Raw genomic sequence first — 19,088 nt, 5'->3', positions numbered from 1 at the left:
CCGCGGCGACGGGGACGATCCTGCTGAACCACCGCCCCGGGCCGTCAGGGCGCGGCGTCCCGATTCCGGGCCCGTCTCGTGTCCCAGGACGGACGGGACGCGCGTCCTAGGGACATCCCGTTCCGCCTGCGGCACACTGCTCTGGTGCGGTTTGTGATGGTTCGTCGGCCTGTGCGCCTGAACGTCGCCGGGCTCGCGTTCCTCGTGGTCGCGATGGCCGCAGCGGTGGCGGCGGCGCTGATCGGCCTGCGGGTGCCGCAGGCCCATCGGGTCCTGCTCGACCTGCCTCCGGCGGGTCCCGACGCGATGGCGGGCGTCGCGCTGGCCACCGCCGGCGCGGCGGTGCTCACCCGGCACGCGCGTCATCCCCTGGGCCGGCTCATGGCGGTCTTCGGCGCCTGGTGGGCGGTGGACGACGCGGCCGCCTCGTGGCTCGCCTACGCCACCCTGCACCACCCCGCACTGCCGGGCGGGTCGGCGGCCTTCTTCGTCTACCAGCGGCTCGGCGCGGGACTGTTGCTGCTGCTGCCGCTGGTGCTGCTGCTCTACCCCGACGGGAAGATGCCCACGGGCTGGTGGCGCGGGGTCACGCTGGTCAGCCTGGCGCTGACGAGCCTGCTCCCGCTGGCCCTGGTCGCGGTGCCGTCCGCCATCGCGCAGGCGACCACGGACTCCCGGCCGATCCCCGCGCCGCTGACCGCCCTCGACCTCGATCCGCTTCACGTCCCGCTGCCGGACGCCGTCTGGAGCGGCGTGCTCCTGGTGGCCCAGCTGTGCATCCCGCTCAGCCTCCTCGCGCCGTTCGTCGTGGTGGTGCGGCGCTACCGGAGGTCGGCCGGCGTCGGCCGGGCGCGCATGCGCTGGCTGCTGTGGGCGGCCGTGGCCGACCTGCTGGTCATGCTGACCATCCGGCTGCTGCCGAACGACTTCGGCACCGCCGGTCTCGACATCGCCCTGGTCCTCACGGCCGGATCGGTCGCGGTCGGGATCGTCCGGCCGGACCTCGTCGACATCGACCGGCTGCTCGGCGGGACCGTGGTGTACGGCGCCCTGCTCGCCCTGACCGTCCTGCTCGACCTGCTGGTCCTCGGCGGCGCGGGCCGTCTGCTGGGGCCGCGCCTGAACGAGGGGGAGCGCCTGGTCATCGCCGTCTTCGCGGTCGCCATCCTGTACGCGCAGCTACGGCACCGGCTGTGGCGGCTGGTGCGGCGCTGGGTCGTGGGCGAACGGGACGATCCCTACCGCGTGATGTCCGGGCTCGCCGAGCGGCTGGAGCGGGCCGACGACTCGGGGACGCAGCTTCTCACGCTGGCGCGGACGGTCGCGCGGGCCTTCCGGTCGCCGTACGTCGGTGTGGAGATCACGCAGGTCAGCGGTGAACGGCTGCTGGTCGAGGACGGCGAGCGTCCCGCCGGGACGCGCGCGCTACCCATCACCTACCGCGGCGAGGAGATCGGCCGGTTGCTGCTGCCCCGCCAGGCGCCCTCCCGCACCCGGCTCTCGTCGAACGACGAGCGCCTGCTGGCCGACCTGATCCGGCAGGCCGCCGCGGCCGCCCGCGCCGTACGCCTCGCCGAGGAGTTGCAGGGCGGCCGCGAGCGCCTGGTCGCGGCGGTGGAGGACGAACGCCGCCGCCTGCGCCGCGAGTTGCACGACGGCCTCGGGCCGGCCCTGGCCGCGGTCGCCTCCCGCGTCGACACCGCGCGGATCACCGCCCGCCGCTCGCCCGAGGAGGCGGACCGGATCCTCGGCCTGGCCCGGCAGGAGCTCACCGGGATGCTCACCGAGGTGCGGCGCCTGGTGCACGGCCTGCGGCCGCCCGCGCTCGACGACGTCGGGCTGGTCGGGGCGATCCGGCAGCAGGCGGAGCGGCTGCGGGCCCCGGGGCTCGCGGTCCGGGTCGAGGAGCACGGCGACCTGTCCGACCTCCCGGCGGCGGTCGAGGTGGCGGCGTACCGGATCGCGTCCGAGGCCCTCACCAACGTGGTCCGGCACGCGCGGGCCGGCGAGTGCGTGATCACGCTCACCCGCGACGGCGAGGCGGGGTGCCTCGACGTCGTGACGACCGACGACGGCGTCGGCCTCGGCGACGGAGTGGTGAGCGGCGTGGGCCTCGTCTCCCTGCGCGAACGGGCCGCCGAACTCGGCGGGTCGTGCAGCGTGACCTCCGCCGGGTCCGGCGGCACGCGGGTGTGGGCGCGGCTGCCCATCGGACCGCCCGCCACGAGGCGAGAGGCCGTGACGCGAGCGGTGACGACGGAAGAGGTGGGGATATGACGGGACAGCGCCCGGTGACGGTGCTCGTGGTGGACGACCACCCGGTGTTCCGCGAGGGCTTCGCGGCCCTGCTGGGCAGCATCGACGAGGTCGAGGTCGTCGGGACCGCCGCGACCGGCGCCGAGGCCGTCGAGCAGGCCGCCCGGCACGAGCCCGACGTCGTGGTCATGGACGTCTCGATGCCCGGCATGGACGGGATCGAGGCCACCCGCCACATCCTGCGGGAGCGGCCGGAGACCGGTGTCGTGGTGCTGACCATGTCCGAGGAGGACGGCACGATCTTCGAGGCGCTCCGCGCCGGAGCGCGCGGCTACCTGCTCAAGGGCGCGGAACCCGAGGAGGTGGTGCGCGCGATCACCACCGTGGCCGGCGGCGGCGTGGTGTTCGGGGCGGTCCTCGCCGGGCGGATCACCGACTTCCTGGCCCCGAGGCCGCGGAGCGGCGCCGCCACGGCGTTCCCCGGCCTGACCGCCCGCGAACACGAGGTGCTCGACCTGGTGGCCGCGGGACTGTCGAACGGCGAGATCGCCGCGCGGCTGTTCCTGTCCCAGAAGACCGTGCGCAACCACGTGCACGCGGTGCTCGGCAAGATCCAGGCGGCCGACCGGGCGGAGGCGATCATCCGGGGGCGGGACGCCGGCCTCGGCCGCTGAGGCCCCGCGGCCGGGCTGTGCGGTTCTGTCGGGAGGGCCGTCCACCGCCTCTAAGCTCGTCTCCATGGACGTACACCCCGACCTTGAGCCGATCGCCTTCCTCCTGGGCCGCTGGGAGGGGGCCGGCGTGATCGGCTATCCCACCATGGAGAGCGCCAACTTCGGCCAGGAAGTCGTGTTCGGGCACAACGGGAAGCCGTTCCTGAGCTACCGGAGCCGTAGCTGGCTGCTCGACGCCGAGGGCGACAAGGTCAGACCGCTGTCCACCGAGGCGGGCTTCTGGCGCATCCAGCCCGGGCGTCAGATCGAGGTGTGCCTCGCGCATCCCACCGGCATCGTCGAGATCTACGTGGGGGAGGTCGTCTTCCACAAGATCGAGCTGCGTACGGACGTGGTCGCGCGCACCACGACGGCCAAGGAGTACAACGCGGGCCACCGGCTGTACGGCCTGGTGAACGGCAACCTCATGTACGCCTACGACATGGCGGCCGTGGGGCACCCGCTGCAGTCGCACGCCTCCGCGGAGCTCAGGAGGACCGGCGACTTCGACGAGCAGGGATGACGAGAGCGGGGCCACGAGAGCGGGAACGGGGGAAAAGAAAGAACCCCGGGCGCGCTCCGCCTCCTGAGGAGGCGGGCCGGCTGGACCATGACCGAGGACGTTCGTCCGCGGCCGCCGGCTGCCCGGGGTTCCGGTGTCTGTCGAGGATTCGCCGGGACGTCGTACGACATCCAGACGGAGGGTCCAGATGGACGAGTCCTAGCGGACAGCCACCTCGCTAGCCCAATAATGATCAACCATTGTTTGGACCACCTCCCTTCTGCGTGCCTTCAAGTTATGCGAGCGATCCGCGAAGGGGCAAGCGGATTATCGGCCGCCCCCCGGGGCGTGGCGGAGGCCGGTTTCCGCGCCACGACCTAAACTTCTGGTCATGGCCGAGACTTGGCACGAGGAGCTGCGGGCCCGCGGCTACCGGATCACCCCCCAGCGCCAGCTCGTGCTGGAAGCGGTCACCGAGCTGGGGCACGCCACGCCGGAGGACATCTGCGCCCGGGTGCAGCGGACGGCCAGAGGGGTCAACATCTCGACCGTCTACCGGACCCTCGAACTGCTGGAGGAGCTCGGGCTCGTCACCCACACCCACCTGGGGCACGGCGCTCCGACCTATCACCTCGCCTCGGAGGCCGATCACGTCCACCTCGTCTGCCGGGGCTGCGGCGAGGTCACCGAGGTGGCCCCCCCGCTCGTGGACGGTCTCGTCTCGGCCCTCGACGCGGAGCTGGGATTCGCGACCGACGTGCGCCACCTCACCGTCTTCGGCACCTGCCGGAAGTGCCGCTGACCTTCCGGTATGCCGGTAATGTCCCAGATGTGGGCGGTGGTATGTCCTTCTGACGGTAGCGTTGCGGTGAGACACCTTGCCGTCGTCAGGAGTACACGTGACCGTTCCTGCGGACGCCGCCCGGCGGCGCATCGTTGAGATATTCACTTCCCAGGAGGAGCCGCTGCTGCGGCGGTGGAGCCAGATCTCCGGCGCGCCGATCGACGAACTCCGGGATCTGCACCAGGCGTTGCGCACGGCCCTCGCCGGCGACGGCGACCTCGCCGACGTACGCGGCCTGCTCGGCGAGCTGTCCCGCTCCCGCGCCCGGCAGGGCTACACCCCCTCCGACACCGCCCGGGTCGTGTTCTCGCTGAAGGAGGCGGTGTACGAACAGGTCGAGGCCGACGGGCAGACCGAGGCGCTGCGTGGCTTCGCCTGGCTGTCGCGGCTGATCGACGACCTGGGGCTGTTCACCTTCGAGACCTACTCCGCCGCCCGCGAGAAGATCATCATCGACCAGGCCGAGCAGCTTCTCGAACTCTCGACCCCTGTCGTGAAGCTGTGGGAGGGGATCGTCGCGGTGCCGCTGGTCGGCACGCTCGACTCCGCCCGTACGCAGGTGGTGATGGAGAAGCTGCTGCAGACGCTGGTGGACACCGGCTCGGAGCACGCGGTGATCGACATCACCGGCGTGCCCGCGGTGGACACCGAGGTCGCGCAGCACCTGCTCAAGACCGTCGTCGCGGCCCGGCTGATGGGCGCGGAGTGCGTGATCTCCGGCATCCGCCCGCAGATCGCGCACACCATCGTCACGCTGGGCATCGAGTTCGGCGACATCGTGACGAAGGCGTCACTCGCCGACGCGCTGGCGTACACGCTGACACGCAGCGGTGTGCAGGTCAAGGGCGCCGCGACCACCCGGGTCGCGGTCAGGGCGGAGCGCGACTGATGGAGCGTGTGCCGATCCTCAAGCTCGGCGACATCCTGATCGTCTCCATCCAGATCGACCTGGACGACCAGAGCGTGCTCACTCTGCAGGAGGACCTGGCCGAGACGGTGGTGTCCAGAGGGGCGCGCGGGGTGATCATCGACATCACCGCCGTGGAGATCGTCGACTCGTTCATCGGCCGGATGCTCTCCACCATCGCCGCGATGACGCGCATGCTCGACGCGGAGACCGTGGTGGTCGGGATGCGGCCCGCCGTGGCGATCACGCTGGTGGAACTGGGACTGTCGCTCGGCGGCGTGCGCACGGCCCTCAACCTCGAAAAGGGAGTCGTGATGCTGGAGCACGCGAGGAGCGCCGAGGGGTGAGCGGGCCGCAGGAGATGCCCATCGCCACCAACGGTGACGTCGTACTGGTACGCCAGAAGGTCAGGAGCGTGGCGGCCGAGATCGGGCTCTCCCTGGTCGACCAAACCAAGATCGTAACCGCCGCCAGCGAGCTGGCCAGGAACGTCCTGGTGCACGCCGGCGGCGGGCGGGTGGAGGTCGAGAAGGTCTCCACCGGGCTACGGCCGGGCCTGCGTCTGGTCTTCTCCGACGAGGGCCCCGGCATCTCCGACATCGCGCAGGCGATGACCGACGGCTTCACCACCGGGGGCGGTCTCGGGCTCGGCCTGAGCGGGTCGCGGCGGCTCGTCGACGAGTTCGACCTGGTCTCCGCCCCGGGTGAGGGCACCCGCATCACGGTGACCAAGTGGGCCCGTTGAGCGGCCCTGACGAGCCGCCCGGTGAGAGCCGCGTGACCGGCCGTCACGAGGACATCTGGGTCCGCGCCACGGACCCCAGTGTGATCGGCGCCGTCCGCAGGTCGGCGGTCGCGCTGGCGACGGCCGCAGGGTTCGACCAGAACCGAACGGGCCAGGTGGCCGTGGCGGTCACCGAGGCGGTCTCGAACCTGGTCAAGCACGCCGAGGACGGCGTCGTCCTGGTGCGCCCGCACGGCGAGCGGGCGGGCGTGGTGGAACTGGTGACCGTCGACCGCGGACCGGGCATCGCCGACCTCGCCCGCGCCCTGCGGGACGGCTTCTCCACCTCGGGGACCCTGGGCATCGGGCTCGGCGCCATCGCCCGGATGGCCTCGGCCTGGGACGTGCACAGCATGCCGGGCCGGGGCACCGTCCTGGTGACGCACTTCACCGCGGACGGCTCGCCCGGGCCGCCGCCGCGCGTGAGCGGGATCCGCCGCCCGATCGGCGAGGAGACGATCTGCGGCGACTCCTACGCCGTGGTCGACACCGGCGGCGTGATCACGGCCGTGCTCTGTGACGGGCTCGGCCACGGCGCCGCCGCCGCGCACGCCTCCCGCGAGGCCGTACGGGTGTTCCTGGACGACCCCCTCGCCCCGCCCGTCGCCGCGCTGGAACGCGTGCACCGCGGGCTGAGCCACACCAGAGGGGGTGCCGTGGCCGTCGTCAGGGTCGAGCGGGAGACCGTGTCGTACGCCGGGCTGGGCAACATCTCGGGCTGGATCGCGCACGCCGAGGGCCGCCAGGGCATGATCTCCCTGCCGGGCATCGCCGGGCACAAGAGCAGGCGCCCGCAGCAGTACGAGTACGCGCTGCCGCCGCACGCCACGGTGGTGCTGCACTCCGACGGCCTCACCGACCGCTGGGACCCGGCGTCCTTCCCCGGCCTGTTCGCCCGCTCCCCGGCCGTGATCGGCGCCACCCTGCTGCGGGACGCCGGCAGCCGCAGGGACGACGCCTGCGTGGTGACGTTGAGGCAGGGGCCGTGACCGGCGAGGTGCTCACGCGCGCGGACGTCAGCGGAGACCAGGACGTCTTCGCGGTCCGGCGGCTCGGCAGGCGGATCGCCGAGCTCGTGGGCATGGAGTCGCAGGACCAGATCCGCATGGCGACCGCGCTCAGCGAGATCGGCCGCGAGGTGCTGGCCTCGGGCGCCGAGGGCCACGTGACCTTCAGCCTGGCGGAGGACCGGCTGGTCGTCACCGTCGAGTACGGCGAGGGGCAGAGCCTGCGGCCCAGCGAGGGCCTGACGCTCGCGGGCCGCCTCGTCGACGAGGTCACCCTGGCCGCGGAGGAGGGACGCGTCACGCTCGTGAAGCGGGTGCCCGGGCACCGGCGCAGCCTGACGGTCGCCGACGTACGGGCCGGTCTGGCCCCGCTGGCGCCCGCCACCGCCCTGGACGAGCTGCGCGAGCAGAACAAGGAGCTGGCCCGGACGCTGGAGGAGGTCCTGCGACTCAACGCCGAGCTCGCGGAGACCAACCAGGGCGTGATGGCGCTGTACAACCAGTTGTCGGCGGAGCTGGAGGAGACCAACCGGGGCGTCGTGGCGCTGTACGCCGAGCTGGACGAGAAGTCGTCCCAGCTGCGCAGCGCCGCCGAGGCCAGGCAGCGGTTCTGGGCCAACGTGAGCCACGAGCTGCGAATGCCGCTGACCTCGATCATCGGGCTGGTCCGGCTGATGGTCGGCGCGGGGGGCGAGCCGCTGACCGAGGAGCAGGAGCACCAGGTGAACCTCATCGGCGGCAGCGCGGAGACGCTGCTCGTCCTGGTGGGGGAGCTGCTCGACCTGGCCAAGGCGGAGTCGGGCCGGCTCGACCCGGAGCCGTCGCTGGTGGACGTGGTCGCGGTGGCCGAGGCGCTGCGCGGGACACTCCACACCGCCGTACGGGCCGAGGGGGTCGGCCTGGTGATCGACGTGTCGCCCGAGGTCGGCGAGATGCTCGTCGACGAGGTCATGCTCACCCGGATCCTGCGCAACCTGCTCAGCAACGCGCTGAAGTTCACCCAGGAGGGTGAGGTGCGGCTCAGCGCCGAGGTCGACCCTGAGATGGCCGAGGTCGTCTTCACCATCTCCGACACCGGCGTCGGCATTCCCGAGGAGCTCCTGGAGCGCGTCTTCGAGGAGTTCTTCCAGGTGCCCGGCCCGCTCCAGCTCAAGGCGAAGGGGACCGGCCTCGGCCTGCCGTACGCCCGCAGGCTCGCCGAGGCGCTCGGCGGCGACCTGGAGCTGTCGAGCACCGAGGGGGAGGGGACGACGGTCACGCTGCGGGTGCCGCACCGGATGGCGAGCCCCGAGATCGGCCACGTGCTGGTGGCCGACGACGACGCGGGGTTCCGCGCGCTGGCCCGGCGCCTGCTGTTCGGCTTCGCCGCCGTCGTGGACGAGGCCGCCGACGGGTACGAGGCCCTTGAACGGATGCGTGAGCACGTCCCGGACGTCGCCCTGGTCGATCTCTTCATGCCCCGGCTGGACGGCGCCGCTCTGCGGCAGCGGATGGCCGAGGACGAGATCCTGCGGGAGGTGCCCGTGGTCACGGTGTCGGGAGCGCTGGACGAGCAGGAGAGCGGGCACCTGTCGCTGAGCAAGCACGGGCTGCGCCGGGACCGGCTGCTGGAGACGGTCAGGGAGGCGGTCGCCGAGCGGCGCGGAGGTGGGGCCGGTGATTGACGCCGCGGCGACCGTGCTCGTGGTCGACGACATCCCGACCAAGCGCTACATCCTGTCGAGCTGGCTGCGGCGGGCTGGGCACCGCGTCGTGGAGGCCGGCGGCGGCGAGGAGGCGCTGGCCCTCGTCGCCACGCTCAGGCCGGACCTGGTCGTCCTCGACGTGCGGATGCCCGACCTCGGGGGCATGGAGGTCTGCGAGAAGATCAAGGCCAACCCCGAGACCACCTCGATCCCGGTGATCCAGGTGTCCGGCAACGCGATCACCCCGGCCGACCGCGCCGAGGGGCTGGAGCGCGGGGCCGACGCGTACCTCTCCGAGCCGATCCAGCCCGACGAGTTCGCGGCGACGGTCCGGGCGATGCTGCGCTACTACCGGGCGCGGCAGCGGGCCGAGCGGATGGCGGCCCGGCTGAGCATGCTCGCCGAGAGCACGCTGCTGCTGAACGAGGCGGACGACTTCGAGCGGCTGCTGTCGGTGGCCGCCGAGGGCTGCTCCCGGCTGGTGGAGCGGTCCGCGCGGGTGCTGGCGGTGTCGCCGGACGGGAAGCTGCGCAGGTTCTCCGCCCGGCCCGGCGAGGCCGCCGCGGCCCGGCCGGTGCGGCCCGACACCCTCGACCGGCTCAGCGCCATCGCCGTCGGGGACTCGACCGGAGTATGGGCGCTCGACCTGGACAGCGAGAGATGGGCCGCCGTCGTCCCCGACAAGGATGTGGCCGGTGGCGTGTCGGGCGTGCTGTGCCGGACCAAGTCGGGCAGGCCGCCGGTCTTCCTGGGCGTGGAGTCGGACCCGCCGCTCGACGGCGACGAGGTGAGCCTGCTGCGGCAGTTCGGCCAGGCGGTCGCCCTGGCCGTCGACGCGGCCCGCGCGTACGCCGAGGAGCACACGATCGCGCTGACGCTGCAGCGCAGCCTGCTGCCCGAGAGGATCCCGCCCGTGCCGGGCCTGCGGATCGCCGTGCGGTACCAGCCCGCGGTGGACAACGTGGAGGTGGGCGGGGACTTCTACGAGGTCCTGCCCCTGGGCGACCGGGTGCTGATCGCGCTCGGCGACGTGCAGGGCCACTCGCTGCACGCCGCCACCGTGATGGCGGAGCTCCGGTACGCGCTGCGGGCGTCGGTGATCGAGGCGGTCGATCCGGCCCGGTCGATGAGCCTGCTCAACGCGGTCCTGCGGCGTTATCACCCCCGGATGACGGCGACCGTCTGCCTGCTCCTGCTCGACCCGGAGACCGGTGAGCTGGAGCTCGTGAACGCCGGGCACATCCCGCCGCTGATGGCGGGCCGGGACGCGGTCTACCACAGGTTCGGGAACCTGCTGCTGGGCGTGGCCGAGGAGCGGTACCGGGTGGACCGGCTCCACCTGGCCGAGGGCGCCACGATGGTGCTGTTCACCGACGGGCTGATCGAGGACCGCGACAAACTGCTCGACGAGAGCCTGGAGATCGCCCGCCAGCAGGCCGAACACGTGGGCGACGACCTGGAGAGCTTCTGCGACCGGCTCATCGCCACGTTCGGGGCCCGCGAGGACGACGTGGCGCTGGTCGCCTTCCGCCGCGTGCCGCGATGACGTCACGCCGGCCGCTCATGGCCCGTTGTCCACAGGGGCGAGCCAGGGCCGCGACGGTCGCGGGGGACCGAATAGCCTTGGGGCATGCGGAGCCCTTTGCTTGACACATCCGGCGCGGTGGCCGCGCAGGCGCCGGACGAGACGGTGGCGGCCCACTACGGCGACCCCTACGCCGAGCAGCGCGCGCTCGCCGAGGGGCGGGCGCTGGTCGACCGGAGCGACCGCGAGGTCGTGCGCATCGCCGGACCCGACCGGCTGAGCTGGCTCAACAGCCTCAGCTCGCAGAAACTCGACACGCTCCAGCCGGGCACGCCCGCCCAGGCGCTGCTGCTGGACGGCCAGGGCCGCGTCGAGCACCACCTGACCCTGGTGGACGACGGCGAGGCGGTGTGGGCGCACGTGGAACCGGGCACGGCGGCCGAGCTGGTCGCCTTCCTGGAGAAGATGCGGTTCATGCTGCGGGTCGAGGTCGCCGAGCTCACCTCGGACTACGCGGTGGTCTCCGTCGCGCCGCCCGCCCCCGCGGGTGAGCCGGTGGCCGAGGAGGAGAGCCGGGCGGAGGGCCGGGCGCTCCCTGAGGGGACCGTCGTGATGGGCAACGGTGACCTGCTCGTGCCGCGCGGGCGGCTGGCCGGTCTCCCGGAGGAGCTGGGCCTGCGCCCCGCCGGTCTGTGGGCCTACGAGGCGCTGCGCATCGCGGCCCACGTGCCCCGGCTCGGGTTCGAGACCGACCACAAGACGATCCCCCACGAGGTCGGCTGGATCGGCGTGGCGGTCCACCTGAGCAAGGGCTGCTACCGGGGGCAGGAGACGGTCGCCCGGGTGCACAACCTCGGCCACCCGCCCCGCCGCCTGGTCTTCCTGCACCTCGACGGCAGCGTCGACAGCCTGCCTCCCCACGGCGCCCCGGTGACGCTCGGCGTGAGCACCCCGGTCGAGGCGGAGCCGGAGGCGGCCGTGGAGGGCGCGGCCGAGCCAGGCCAGCTCGGGTTCGTGGGCTCATCGGCCCGTCACTACGAGCTGGGCCCGATCGCCCTCGCGGTCGTCAAGCGGACGGTGCCGGTGGACATCGACCTGCTGGCCGGTGGCGTGGCGGCGAGCCAGGAGGTCGTCGTGCCGCCGGACGCGGGCCGCAACGTGCACATCGACCCCGCCCTGCGCCGCCGCGTCCGCTGACGGCGCCCCTGCCGATCACCCGCGTCCGCCGGCTGGGACTCCCTCGGCCGGTGAGGATCACGCCTCGGGCGGAATCTGAGCCTCGTGCGGAATCCGTGCCGCGCCCCGGCCGCGGCGGCTCAGACGTCCAGGACGAGGGTGATCGGGCCGTCGTTGGTGAGGGTCACCTTCATGTCGGCGCCGAAGAGGCCCGTCTCGACCCGCGCGCCGAGCGTCCGCAGTTCGGCCACCACCGCCTCCACCAGCGGCTCGGCCACCGGGCCGGGGGCGGCCGACTGCCAGGTGGGCCTGCGGCCCCTGCGGGCGTCGCCGTACAGGGTGAACTGGCTGATGACGAGCAGCGGGGCGCCGACGTCGGAACACGACTTCTCGCCGTGCAGGATCCGCAGCCCCCACAGTTTGGCGGCGAGCCTCGCCGCCTCGGCCCGCCCGTCGGTGTGGGTGACGCCCACGAGCACCAGCAGGCCGGGCTCGTCGATCGCTCCGACGACACGCCCCTCCACCACAACCGACGCGGAACTGACCCGCTGTACGACGGCACGCATGCCCCCGGATTCTGCCATGTCCCGGGCCTTCGTAGACTGCGCCCCATGTCGGAGATAGTGGTGGAGGTCGTCCGTTCGGGGTTCGTCGAGTCCGTGCACCGCGCACGCGTGCACGTGATCGGGGCGGACGGTTCCCCGGCCCTCGTGCGCGGGGACACGGCGAGTCTCGCCTCGCCCCGCTCCGCGATGAAGCCGCTGCAGGCGCTCGCGATGGTCCGGGCCGGCCTGCCGCTGGAGGGGGAACTGCTCGCGCTGGCCGCCGCCAGCCACAGCGGGGAGCCCTTCCACGTCGACGGCGCACGGAAGATCCTCGCGGGTGCGGGACTGGACGAGTCCTTCCTGCGCTGCCCCGAGGACCTGCCGCTGGACGAGGAGGCGAGCCGCCAGGTCCTGCGGCAGTACGGCGAGGCCCGCCGCGTCTTCATGAACTGCTCGGGCAAGCACGCGGCGATGCTCGCCACCTGCGTGGTCAACGGCTGGCCGGTGGACGGCTACCCGCATCCCGGGCACCCGCTGCAGCGCGCGATCCGCGCCACGGTGGAGGAACTCACCGGCGAACGGGTCGCGGCGACCGGCGTGGACGGCTGCGGGGCACCGCTGTTCTTCGTCTCGATGGCGGCGGTCGCCCGCGCCTTCCGCCGCCTCACGCTCGCCCCGGACGGCACCCCGGAGCGGCGCGTCGCCGACGCGATGCGCGCGCACCCCGAGTGGACGAGCGGCACGACCCGGGCCGAGGCCCTGCTGATGCGGGCCGTTCCCGGGCTGCTGGTGAAGTCGGGCGCGGAGGCGTTCGACGCCTTCGCCGACGCCGAGGGCCGGGCCGGCGCCGTGAAGATCGTGGACGGCGGCGGGCGGGCCCGCGTGCCGGTCACCGTCGCCGCCCTGCGCGCGGCCGGGATCGACGCCCCCGAGTTCGCCGGGCTCGCGACCACGCCGCTGTTCGGCGGCGGCGTCCCGGTCGGGGAGGTCCGCGTCCACGCCGCCTGACCCGCCAGGCGTGGGAGAGGTCCGCGTCCACGCCGTCCGACCCCACCGGGCGTGAGAGCCGCCTGATCCGCCCGAGTCGCGGCCCGCTGCGCCTCCCACCCCGCCCGAGTGCCCTCCGCCCGAATCCCCCCGCCCTCTGGTCCGGGGGCGGGGGGATCAGAGGGAGCGGAACTGGCGGGAGGACGAGATCGCGCCGGAGGTGGTCAGCGTGAACGTCCGCATCGAGTCGGCGAACCTGGACAGGTCCCACTCCGCCGGCCCCTGGTACCAGTACAGGTGGTCGGCCTGCCGGCCGTCGCCCGTGAACGTGCCGACGATCCCCGCCCACCGGTCCACGTTGTCGAAGATCACCGCGTACGGCAGGTAGCGGGAGAACAGCTCCACCCGGCGGTCCGGGGGCACGTCGTCGGCGCTCGCGTGGGCGAGGTACTCCCGGAAGCCGAGGGTGTGCGCCAGCGCCTCGGCACCCTTGGCGGTCTTGGCCGGCATGTACTGGCCGCCGAAGGCCAGGGCCGCCCCCGCGATGATCAGAGCCGGTCCCAGCAGGCCGTACGACGTGAACCAGGCGAGCAGGACCGTGGCGACCACCCCGAGCGCGAGCACGACCACTCCGAGGGTGGTCCAGCGCGACCGCACCGAGTCGGGCCGCCGGGCGAACCAGCCCTGGTCCACCACGTCCTGGTAGAGCGCGTCGCGCACCGCCGTGAGGCGGGTGGCGAAGGACCCGTGCAGCTGCGACAGCAGCACCCTGTCGCGGCCGTCGAAGACCGCGTCCCAGAGCGCGCGCTCGTAGGGGAGCAGGTCGCCGATCGGGGCCCCGGGCAGCTTGACCAGGCACCAGTCGGGGGACTCGTACGTCTGCCGGGGCTGCTCGTCGATCCGCAGGAAGCCGCGCACGGCGAGGTCCACGAGGGTCGCGGTCACGTCGACCACGTCGGCCTGCTCGTCGACCAGCGTGCCGATCTGCCCGGGCCGCACCCCGTCCGGCGGGGTGAAGCGCCCGCCGTGGCCGCTGACCTGGGTCAGCCAGTCGCCTGTCGTCCCGCCGCCTGCCGTCCCGGTGCCGGCCGTCTCACTGCCGATCACCCGGGCGTCGCGCCCGCGCGTCCAGTACAGCAGCCCCACGCCGCCCAGCAGCAGGACCAGCAGCGCCGCGAGCGACCCGCCGGTCACCGCGTTCAGCGCGAACGCGTTGGACAGTTCGAACCTGCGCTCCAGGATCGGGGCCGCGCCCGTCGCGCCCTTCGGATAGCCGACGACGACGGTGAGCGTCTGGCCCTGCCGGAGGTCCTGCTGCTCGAAGACGGCGGTGGCGCCGGTCTCGTCGACCGACGCGCCGGTGCAGGCCGTGGCCGCGCCGGGCTCGCCCGCGAAGCAGGACAGGTTCTGCACCCTGCCCGGGCCGGTCACGGTCACCACCGCGTCCCGCACCGGGCCGGACACCGCGAACCAGCGCAGCTCCTCGCCCCCGTCGGCGACGGGCGAGACGGCGCCGGTCACGTCGTACTCGACCGTGCCGCCGAACGTCAGGGTCTCCCCGTCGTACGAGCCGCCCTTGACGTTGGAGAGGCGGTAGACGCGGTCGTGGCCGTCGTCGAAGCGGGTGCGGGTGATAGGCGTGCGCCGCACGGTCCCGCCGGCGGGGGTGACCGTCTCCTTCACGTGGAGCACGCCGTCCTTGCGGAGCTCCAGGGCCACCTCGTCCTTGTCGGCGGGCGCCGCCGCGGCGCGTGCGGGCTGAGCGGGTGCGGGCGAGGCGTGCGCGGGGGAGACGGCGAGGACGGCGAGGGCGGCGAGCAGTGCCGCCGGTCCGAGCCGGCGCGCGAGATCCAGCATGAGCCGAAACCTTATCGGTCCCATCCGACACGTTTCGCGGGGTCGGTAGGGTTACCGTCCATGGGACACACCCGGTTGTACCGGAACGGCGTCCTGGAGGCCGAGGGCTTTCCGGTCGCCGACGTCTCCGAGCACGTCAGGGATCCGGCGGCCGTGGTGTGGTTCGACATGTGCGACCCCACCGAGGAGGACCTCCACGCGATCAGCGAGGAGCTCGGGCTGCACGCCCTGGCGGTGGAGGACGCGCTGCAACGCCGGCAGCGGCCCAAGCTGGACGTCTACGACGGCCACATGTTCCTGAGCGTCTACGCGTCCGCTTTCGACTCCGGGACCGGCGAGGTGCGGGTCGCCGACGCCGCCGCCTTCATCACCTCGAACGCGCTGGTCACCGTGCGGCAGTCGGACGAGTTCTCCGTCGAGGAGGTGATGCGGCGCTGGGACGAGGGGGCGGAGCTCGCCCGGCACGGCGTCGCGTTCCTCCTGCACGGCCTGCTCGACTACGTGGTGGACAGCCACTTCGCGACCGTCGAGGCGATGGACGAGCAGGTGGAGGACCTGGAGGACACGGTCTTCGGCGAGCGGCCGGTGAGCCGGGAGGAGCAGCGGCGCACGTTCGAGCTGCGCAAGAGCCTGGTCACGCTCCGCCGGGTCGTGATGCCCATGCGGGAGGCGGTGAACACGCTTCTGCGCCGCAACGGCATGGTCGGCGACGGGGAGATGGCGCCGTACTTCCAGGACGTGTACGACCAGGTGCTGCGCGCCACCGAGTGGACCGAGTCGCTGCGCGACCTGGTGGGCAACATCCGCGAGACGCAGCTGACCATGCAGGGCAACAGGATGAACCTGATCATGAAGCGGGTGACCAGCTGGGCCGCGATCATCGCGGTGCCGACCTTGATCACGGGATTCTACGGCCAGAACATCCCGTTCCCCGGCTTCGGGCATCACTGGGGCTTCTGGACGTCCAGCGTGCTGATCGTCGTCGCCTCCGCCACGCTCTACCGGGTGTTCCGGGCGCGCGACTGGCTCTGAGGCGCCACCCCCGTCACCAGGGTCCGTACGGCCCCTGGTTGCCGCCGCCGCCCTTGTGCTCGTTGACCGCGGGCTTCACGTCGGCGAGGTAGATGCCCGCCGCGATGACCGCCGCGATCGTGAAGATGCTCAGCGCGCCCAGGTACTGGACCGCCGCGGCGAAGGTGAACAACGTCGCGAAGCCGAGAATGATCAGCCAGAGCTGCTTGGTCTGCTTGCCCGCCGCGGGGAAGGCCCGGGCCGGGATGCGCACGGCGTGGACCAGCGCCACGACGCACAGCAGGAAGGCCGCCAGGGAGAGCAGCCAGAAGATGATGGAGAGGATTCCGTGGAGCCCGAACATTGGTTCTCCGCATGGTCAAGGTGGCCGACGACCCCAAGACTAATGGGCGCCGCCGACAGGTGGCGTGGACGGCGGCGGCCCGCCTCCCCCAGGGGAAGGCGGGCCGCGGTGTCGCCGGCGTGGGCGGAAGGTCAGCCGCGGTTCGCGGTGGTGGCGCGGGTGCGGCCGCCCGTGGTCCGCTTCCCGGTGGTGGCCCCGCTGGTGACCTCGGCGGCGATCGCCGGCTCGGCGGTCTCCGAGACCTCGGTGAGCTCCAGCGCGGCCTCGCCGCTCACCCGGCTGACGACCTTGCGGCCACGGGTGGCGAGGTCGTCGTACAGGCGGTTGATCTGCGTGGCGGCGGCGTCGGCGTAGCCGCGGGCCTTCTCCGGCAGCTCGCGCGCGACGGTCTCGGCCCTGTCCTGCACCGTGGAGGCGTAGGCGCGGGCCTTCTCCACGGCGAAGTCGCCGGCCCCGGTGAGGGCGTAGAACGGCTTGCTCTCGGTGATCTTCTTGGCCTGGGTGACGATGGTGGTCATGGGTTATCCTTCCTGCGAATCCGGCGTCAAGCCGTCACGCGAGGGAACCGGGTCGTCCCCGAGATGCGCGGCCGATTGCGGCGGCTGCGCGGCGCCGGCCCGGTTCTCCTTGCGGAACGACTCGTAGATATCGACGAGCACCTGGCGTTGCCGCGAGGTGAGTGCCACGTCGGCCCGGATCGCGGCCAGCACGTCGCTGTGTGGCTCGCGGTCCTCGATGAGGCCGGCCTGGATGTACAGCGCCTGGGCGGAGATGTGCAGACCCTTGGCGATCTGGTTCAGTATCTCCGCGCTCGGCTTGCGCAAGCCCCGTTCGACCTGGCTCAGGTAAGGGTTCGACACGCCGGCCTGCGCGGCGAGCTGGCGGAGTGAGATCTTCGCCTGCTGCCGCTGCTGGCGGATGTACTCACCGAGCGAGCCGACCTTGGGCAGTTCCATGTCCCCAGTCTGCATCGCACTGCTTGCAATTGCAAACTGAGTGGCTAACTTCAGCTAACACCCAAGCGTTGGTCAGGTAACGGCCGGGCCGGGAGGCGGTCTCAGCCGGGGAGCAGCCAGAGCAGCGGCGCGCTGGTCGCGAGCACCACCGACCCGATCAGGATCAGGAAGCGCTGCGCGGCGGGAAGCGACACCTCGGGACGCACGAGCCGGTCGACCCTGGCCATCACGCTCGACGACGCGGACGCCCCCAGCGCGCCCTGCGGCGTGGGCAGCGCGGCCGAGGTGCCGAACCGCAGCAGGGCCGTGGCCAGCCTGCGGGGGCAGCAACGCCGGCGGGCGCGGTCGTCGGCGGCCATCTCGATCAGCAGCTCGACCGACGCCTGCGCGTCGCGCACCAGCTTCGACCACGGCAGGGCGCGGCGCAGTGCGGCGAACGGCAGCAGCACCAGGTCGTGGCGTTCGCGCACGTGCGCGGCCTCGTGCGCGAGCACGGCCTCCAACTCGGCGGACGACAGCAGGTGCAGGGTGCCGTCGCTGATCACCACCTGCGACTTCAGCCCGGGCAGGCAGTACGCGGCGGCGCCGGGGAAGTCGACCACCCGCACGCCGGGCACGGCCGGTTCGTCCCTGGCCACCAGCGCGAGCAGCAGCCGGTGCCTGCGGCGGGCCCGCAGCGTCTGCGCCCCCGCCGCGAGCGGCAGGGCCACCAGCACCGCGAGCAGCGACAGGCCCGCGATCAGCGCGGCCAGCCGGACCATGTCGTACGGGTCGCGCACGCTGGACCCCACGCTCGCCAGGAATCCCGCCAGGAACTCGGCCAGGCCGTGCACGACCCCCTTGCCGTAAGGGCCGAGGGCGAAGGCGAGCAGGGCGCCGGTGGAGGCGAGCCCCCAGGTCACCCCGAGCGACTGCCAGAGCAGGATCGCCGTGCGCGGGGCGCGCCAGGTCCAGCGCGCGAAGGTCAGCCGCCACGCGGCCAGCGCGCAGGTCGTCGCGAGCGCGGCTAAGACCGCCGCCGCGATCACTCTTCCCCCAGCTCCGTGAGCGCTTTCCGGAGGATCTCGGCCTCCGTGCCGGAGACGGCCTGGGCGAAGCGGGTCAGCGCCGCGTCCCGGTCGCCGGTCATGTCGAGCGCTTCGAGCATCAGCTCGGCGACGTACGCGTCGCGGCTCGCGGCGGGCTGGTAGCGCCAGGCCCGCCCGTCCCGGGTGCGGGTGAGGAACCCCTTGCGGGAGAGCCGGTCGAGCACGGTCATCACGGTCGTCGGCGCGAGATCGCGGTCCTCGATGAGACGCCCGACCTCGCGGGCCGTGAGCGGCGCGTTCTCCGCCCAGAGAATGTCCATGATGCTGCGTTCGAGCTCTCCCAGTCCCTTCACACCTCCAAGGCTACCTGGGGTAGTACTACGTCCTGTAGAGAGGTGACGCACATGAACATCGTTCTGGTCGAGGGAGACATCACCGAGCAGCGGGTCGACGCGATCGTCAACGCGGCCAACTCGTCCCTGCTGGGCGGCGGAGGCGTGGACGGGGCCATCCACCGGCGCGGCGGTCCGGCGATCCTGGAGGAGTGCCGGGCGCTGCGTGCCTCCCGGTACGGCCGGGGGCTGCCGGCCGGGCAGGCCGTCGAGACCACCGCCGGACGGCTGCCCGCCCGATGGGTGATCCACACGGTCGGGCCCGTGTACTCGCCGGACGAGGACCGATCCCATCTGCTCGCCTCCTGCTATCGGGAGTCGCTGGCCGTCGCCGGCCGGTTGGGCGCCGCCACCGTGGCCTTCCCCGCCATCTCCACCGGGGTCTACCGGTGGCCGATGGAGGACGCCGCCCGCATCGCGCTGACCACCGTACGAATGACCACCCTGCGGCAGGCCGGGTCAGCCGTCCGCGAGGTGCGGTTCGTACTGTTCAGTAACGCAGCCTATGCCGCGTTCGAGACCGCTCTCGCGGAGCCGGCCTAAGCATTG

The 19,088-nt window shown here is 72.8% G+C and carries 21 protein-coding genes; 14 read left to right on the top strand and 7 right to left on the bottom strand.

The window, feature by feature from the left end:
- The first annotated feature begins 171 nt into the window (after window positions 1-171).
- From HHX33_RS09010 to HHX33_RS08960, 11 genes are all read left to right on the top strand, one after another.
- Complete coding sequence (locus tag HHX33_RS09010) at window positions 172-2,277, top strand: sensor histidine kinase (RefSeq protein WP_182874152.1); 2,106 nt, start codon at window positions 172-174, stop codon at window positions 2,275-2,277.
- Window positions 2,274-2,930, top strand: coding sequence for a response regulator (locus HHX33_RS09005; RefSeq protein ID WP_182874151.1), 657 nt, complete (start codon window positions 2,274-2,276; stop codon window positions 2,928-2,930). Before HHX33_RS09010 ends, HHX33_RS09005 begins: the two co-directional genes overlap by 4 nt.
- Window positions 2,931-2,994: 64 nt before the next feature.
- Complete coding sequence (locus HHX33_RS09000) at window positions 2,995-3,492, top strand: FABP family protein (RefSeq protein ID WP_182874150.1); 498 nt, start codon at window positions 2,995-2,997, stop codon at window positions 3,490-3,492.
- A 370-nt stretch (window positions 3,493-3,862) separates the two neighbouring features.
- Window positions 3,863-4,273 (top strand): Fur family transcriptional regulator, encoded by a 411-nt coding sequence (locus HHX33_RS08995; RefSeq protein ID WP_111697701.1) that lies wholly within the window; start codon window positions 3,863-3,865, stop codon window positions 4,271-4,273.
- Window positions 4,274-4,370: 97 nt separating this feature from the next.
- Window positions 4,371-5,204: an STAS domain-containing protein gene (locus tag HHX33_RS08990; RefSeq protein WP_182874149.1), complete on the top strand. Its 834-nt coding sequence runs from the start codon at window positions 4,371-4,373 to the stop codon at window positions 5,202-5,204.
- Window positions 5,204-5,569, top strand: coding sequence for an STAS domain-containing protein (locus tag HHX33_RS08985; RefSeq protein ID WP_208758908.1), 366 nt, complete (start codon window positions 5,204-5,206; stop codon window positions 5,567-5,569). Before HHX33_RS08990 ends, HHX33_RS08985 begins: the two co-directional genes overlap by 1 nt.
- Before the next feature lie 14 nt (window positions 5,570-5,583).
- Complete coding sequence (locus HHX33_RS08980; protein WP_182874194.1) at window positions 5,584-5,967, top strand: anti-sigma regulatory factor; 384 nt, start codon at window positions 5,584-5,586, stop codon at window positions 5,965-5,967.
- Window positions 5,968-5,999: 32 nt separating this feature from the next.
- Window positions 6,000-6,995: an ATP-binding SpoIIE family protein phosphatase gene (locus HHX33_RS08975; RefSeq protein ID WP_182874148.1), complete on the top strand. Its 996-nt coding sequence runs from the start codon at window positions 6,000-6,002 to the stop codon at window positions 6,993-6,995.
- Complete coding sequence (locus tag HHX33_RS08970; RefSeq protein ID WP_310741272.1) at window positions 6,992-8,677, top strand: ATP-binding protein; 1,686 nt, start codon at window positions 6,992-6,994, stop codon at window positions 8,675-8,677. The genes HHX33_RS08975 and HHX33_RS08970 overlap by 4 nt, the downstream gene beginning before the upstream one ends.
- Window positions 8,670-10,244, top strand: coding sequence for a fused response regulator/phosphatase (locus tag HHX33_RS08965; RefSeq protein WP_182874147.1), 1,575 nt, complete (start codon window positions 8,670-8,672; stop codon window positions 10,242-10,244). The genes HHX33_RS08970 and HHX33_RS08965 overlap by 8 nt, the downstream gene beginning before the upstream one ends.
- Window positions 10,245-10,328: 84 nt before the next feature.
- Window positions 10,329-11,420 (top strand): YgfZ/GcvT domain-containing protein, encoded by a 1,092-nt coding sequence (locus HHX33_RS08960; protein WP_182874146.1) that lies wholly within the window; start codon window positions 10,329-10,331, stop codon window positions 11,418-11,420.
- A 119-nt stretch (window positions 11,421-11,539) separates the two neighbouring features.
- Here the strand turns inward: HHX33_RS08960 and dtd are convergent, their stop codons facing one another.
- Window positions 11,540-11,965, bottom strand: a complete 426-nt coding sequence (gene dtd, locus HHX33_RS08955; protein WP_111697694.1) for a D-aminoacyl-tRNA deacylase — start codon at window positions 11,963-11,965, stop codon at window positions 11,540-11,542.
- Window positions 11,966-12,010: 45 nt separating this feature from the next.
- Between dtd and HHX33_RS08950 the strand changes: the two genes are divergently transcribed.
- A complete protein-coding gene (locus HHX33_RS08950; protein ID WP_182874145.1) occupies window positions 12,011-12,952 on the top strand; it encodes an asparaginase in 942 nt (313 codons plus the stop codon).
- A 156-nt stretch (window positions 12,953-13,108) separates the two neighbouring features.
- Here HHX33_RS08950 and HHX33_RS08945 read toward each other — a convergent pair whose 3' ends face one another.
- Window positions 13,109-14,788 carry a DUF2207 domain-containing protein gene (locus HHX33_RS08945; protein ID WP_182874144.1) on the bottom strand — a complete coding sequence of 560 codons (1,680 nt, stop codon included), beginning with the start codon at window positions 14,786-14,788 and terminating at the stop codon, window positions 13,109-13,111.
- A gap of 60 nt (window positions 14,789-14,848) precedes the next feature.
- Here HHX33_RS08945 and HHX33_RS08940 point away from each other — a divergent pair, with 60 nt between their 5' ends.
- Window positions 14,849-15,820 carry a magnesium transporter CorA family protein gene (locus tag HHX33_RS08940; RefSeq protein WP_182874143.1) on the top strand — a complete coding sequence of 324 codons (972 nt, stop codon included), beginning with the start codon at window positions 14,849-14,851 and terminating at the stop codon, window positions 15,818-15,820.
- A gap of 13 nt (window positions 15,821-15,833) precedes the next feature.
- On the opposite strand, the gene HHX33_RS08935 is transcribed toward HHX33_RS08940, so the two are convergent.
- From HHX33_RS08935 to HHX33_RS08915, 5 genes are all read right to left on the bottom strand, one after another.
- Window positions 15,834-16,163: a DUF2516 family protein gene (locus HHX33_RS08935; RefSeq protein WP_182874142.1), complete on the bottom strand. Its 330-nt coding sequence runs from the start codon at window positions 16,161-16,163 to the stop codon at window positions 15,834-15,836.
- Window positions 16,164-16,294: 131 nt separating this feature from the next.
- On the bottom strand, window positions 16,295-16,681 hold the full coding sequence (locus HHX33_RS08930) for a hypothetical protein (protein WP_182874141.1): 387 nt from the start codon (window positions 16,679-16,681) through the stop codon (window positions 16,295-16,297).
- Between the two features lie 3 nt (window positions 16,682-16,684).
- Window positions 16,685-17,119, bottom strand: a complete 435-nt coding sequence (locus tag HHX33_RS08925) for a helix-turn-helix domain-containing protein (RefSeq protein ID WP_182874140.1) — start codon at window positions 17,117-17,119, stop codon at window positions 16,685-16,687.
- 101 nt (window positions 17,120-17,220) lie between these two features.
- Window positions 17,221-18,147, bottom strand: coding sequence for a M56 family metallopeptidase (locus HHX33_RS08920; protein WP_182874139.1), 927 nt, complete (start codon window positions 18,145-18,147; stop codon window positions 17,221-17,223).
- On the bottom strand, window positions 18,144-18,500 hold the full coding sequence (locus HHX33_RS08915) for a BlaI/MecI/CopY family transcriptional regulator (protein ID WP_111697688.1): 357 nt from the start codon (window positions 18,498-18,500) through the stop codon (window positions 18,144-18,146). The genes HHX33_RS08920 and HHX33_RS08915 overlap by 4 nt, the downstream gene beginning before the upstream one ends.
- Window positions 18,501-18,551: 51 nt before the next feature.
- Between HHX33_RS08915 and HHX33_RS08910 the strand changes: the two genes are divergently transcribed.
- Complete coding sequence (locus tag HHX33_RS08910; RefSeq protein ID WP_182874138.1) at window positions 18,552-19,082, top strand: O-acetyl-ADP-ribose deacetylase; 531 nt, start codon at window positions 18,552-18,554, stop codon at window positions 19,080-19,082.
- Window positions 19,083-19,088: the final 6 nt, after the last annotated feature.

This window comes from Microbispora sp. H10670 (assembly GCF_014161385.1).
In the GTDB taxonomy this organism is placed as follows: Bacteria; Actinomycetota; Actinomycetes; order Streptosporangiales; family Streptosporangiaceae; genus Microbispora; species Microbispora triticiradicis.
This window is presented reverse-complemented; position numbering and strand designations above follow the sequence as displayed.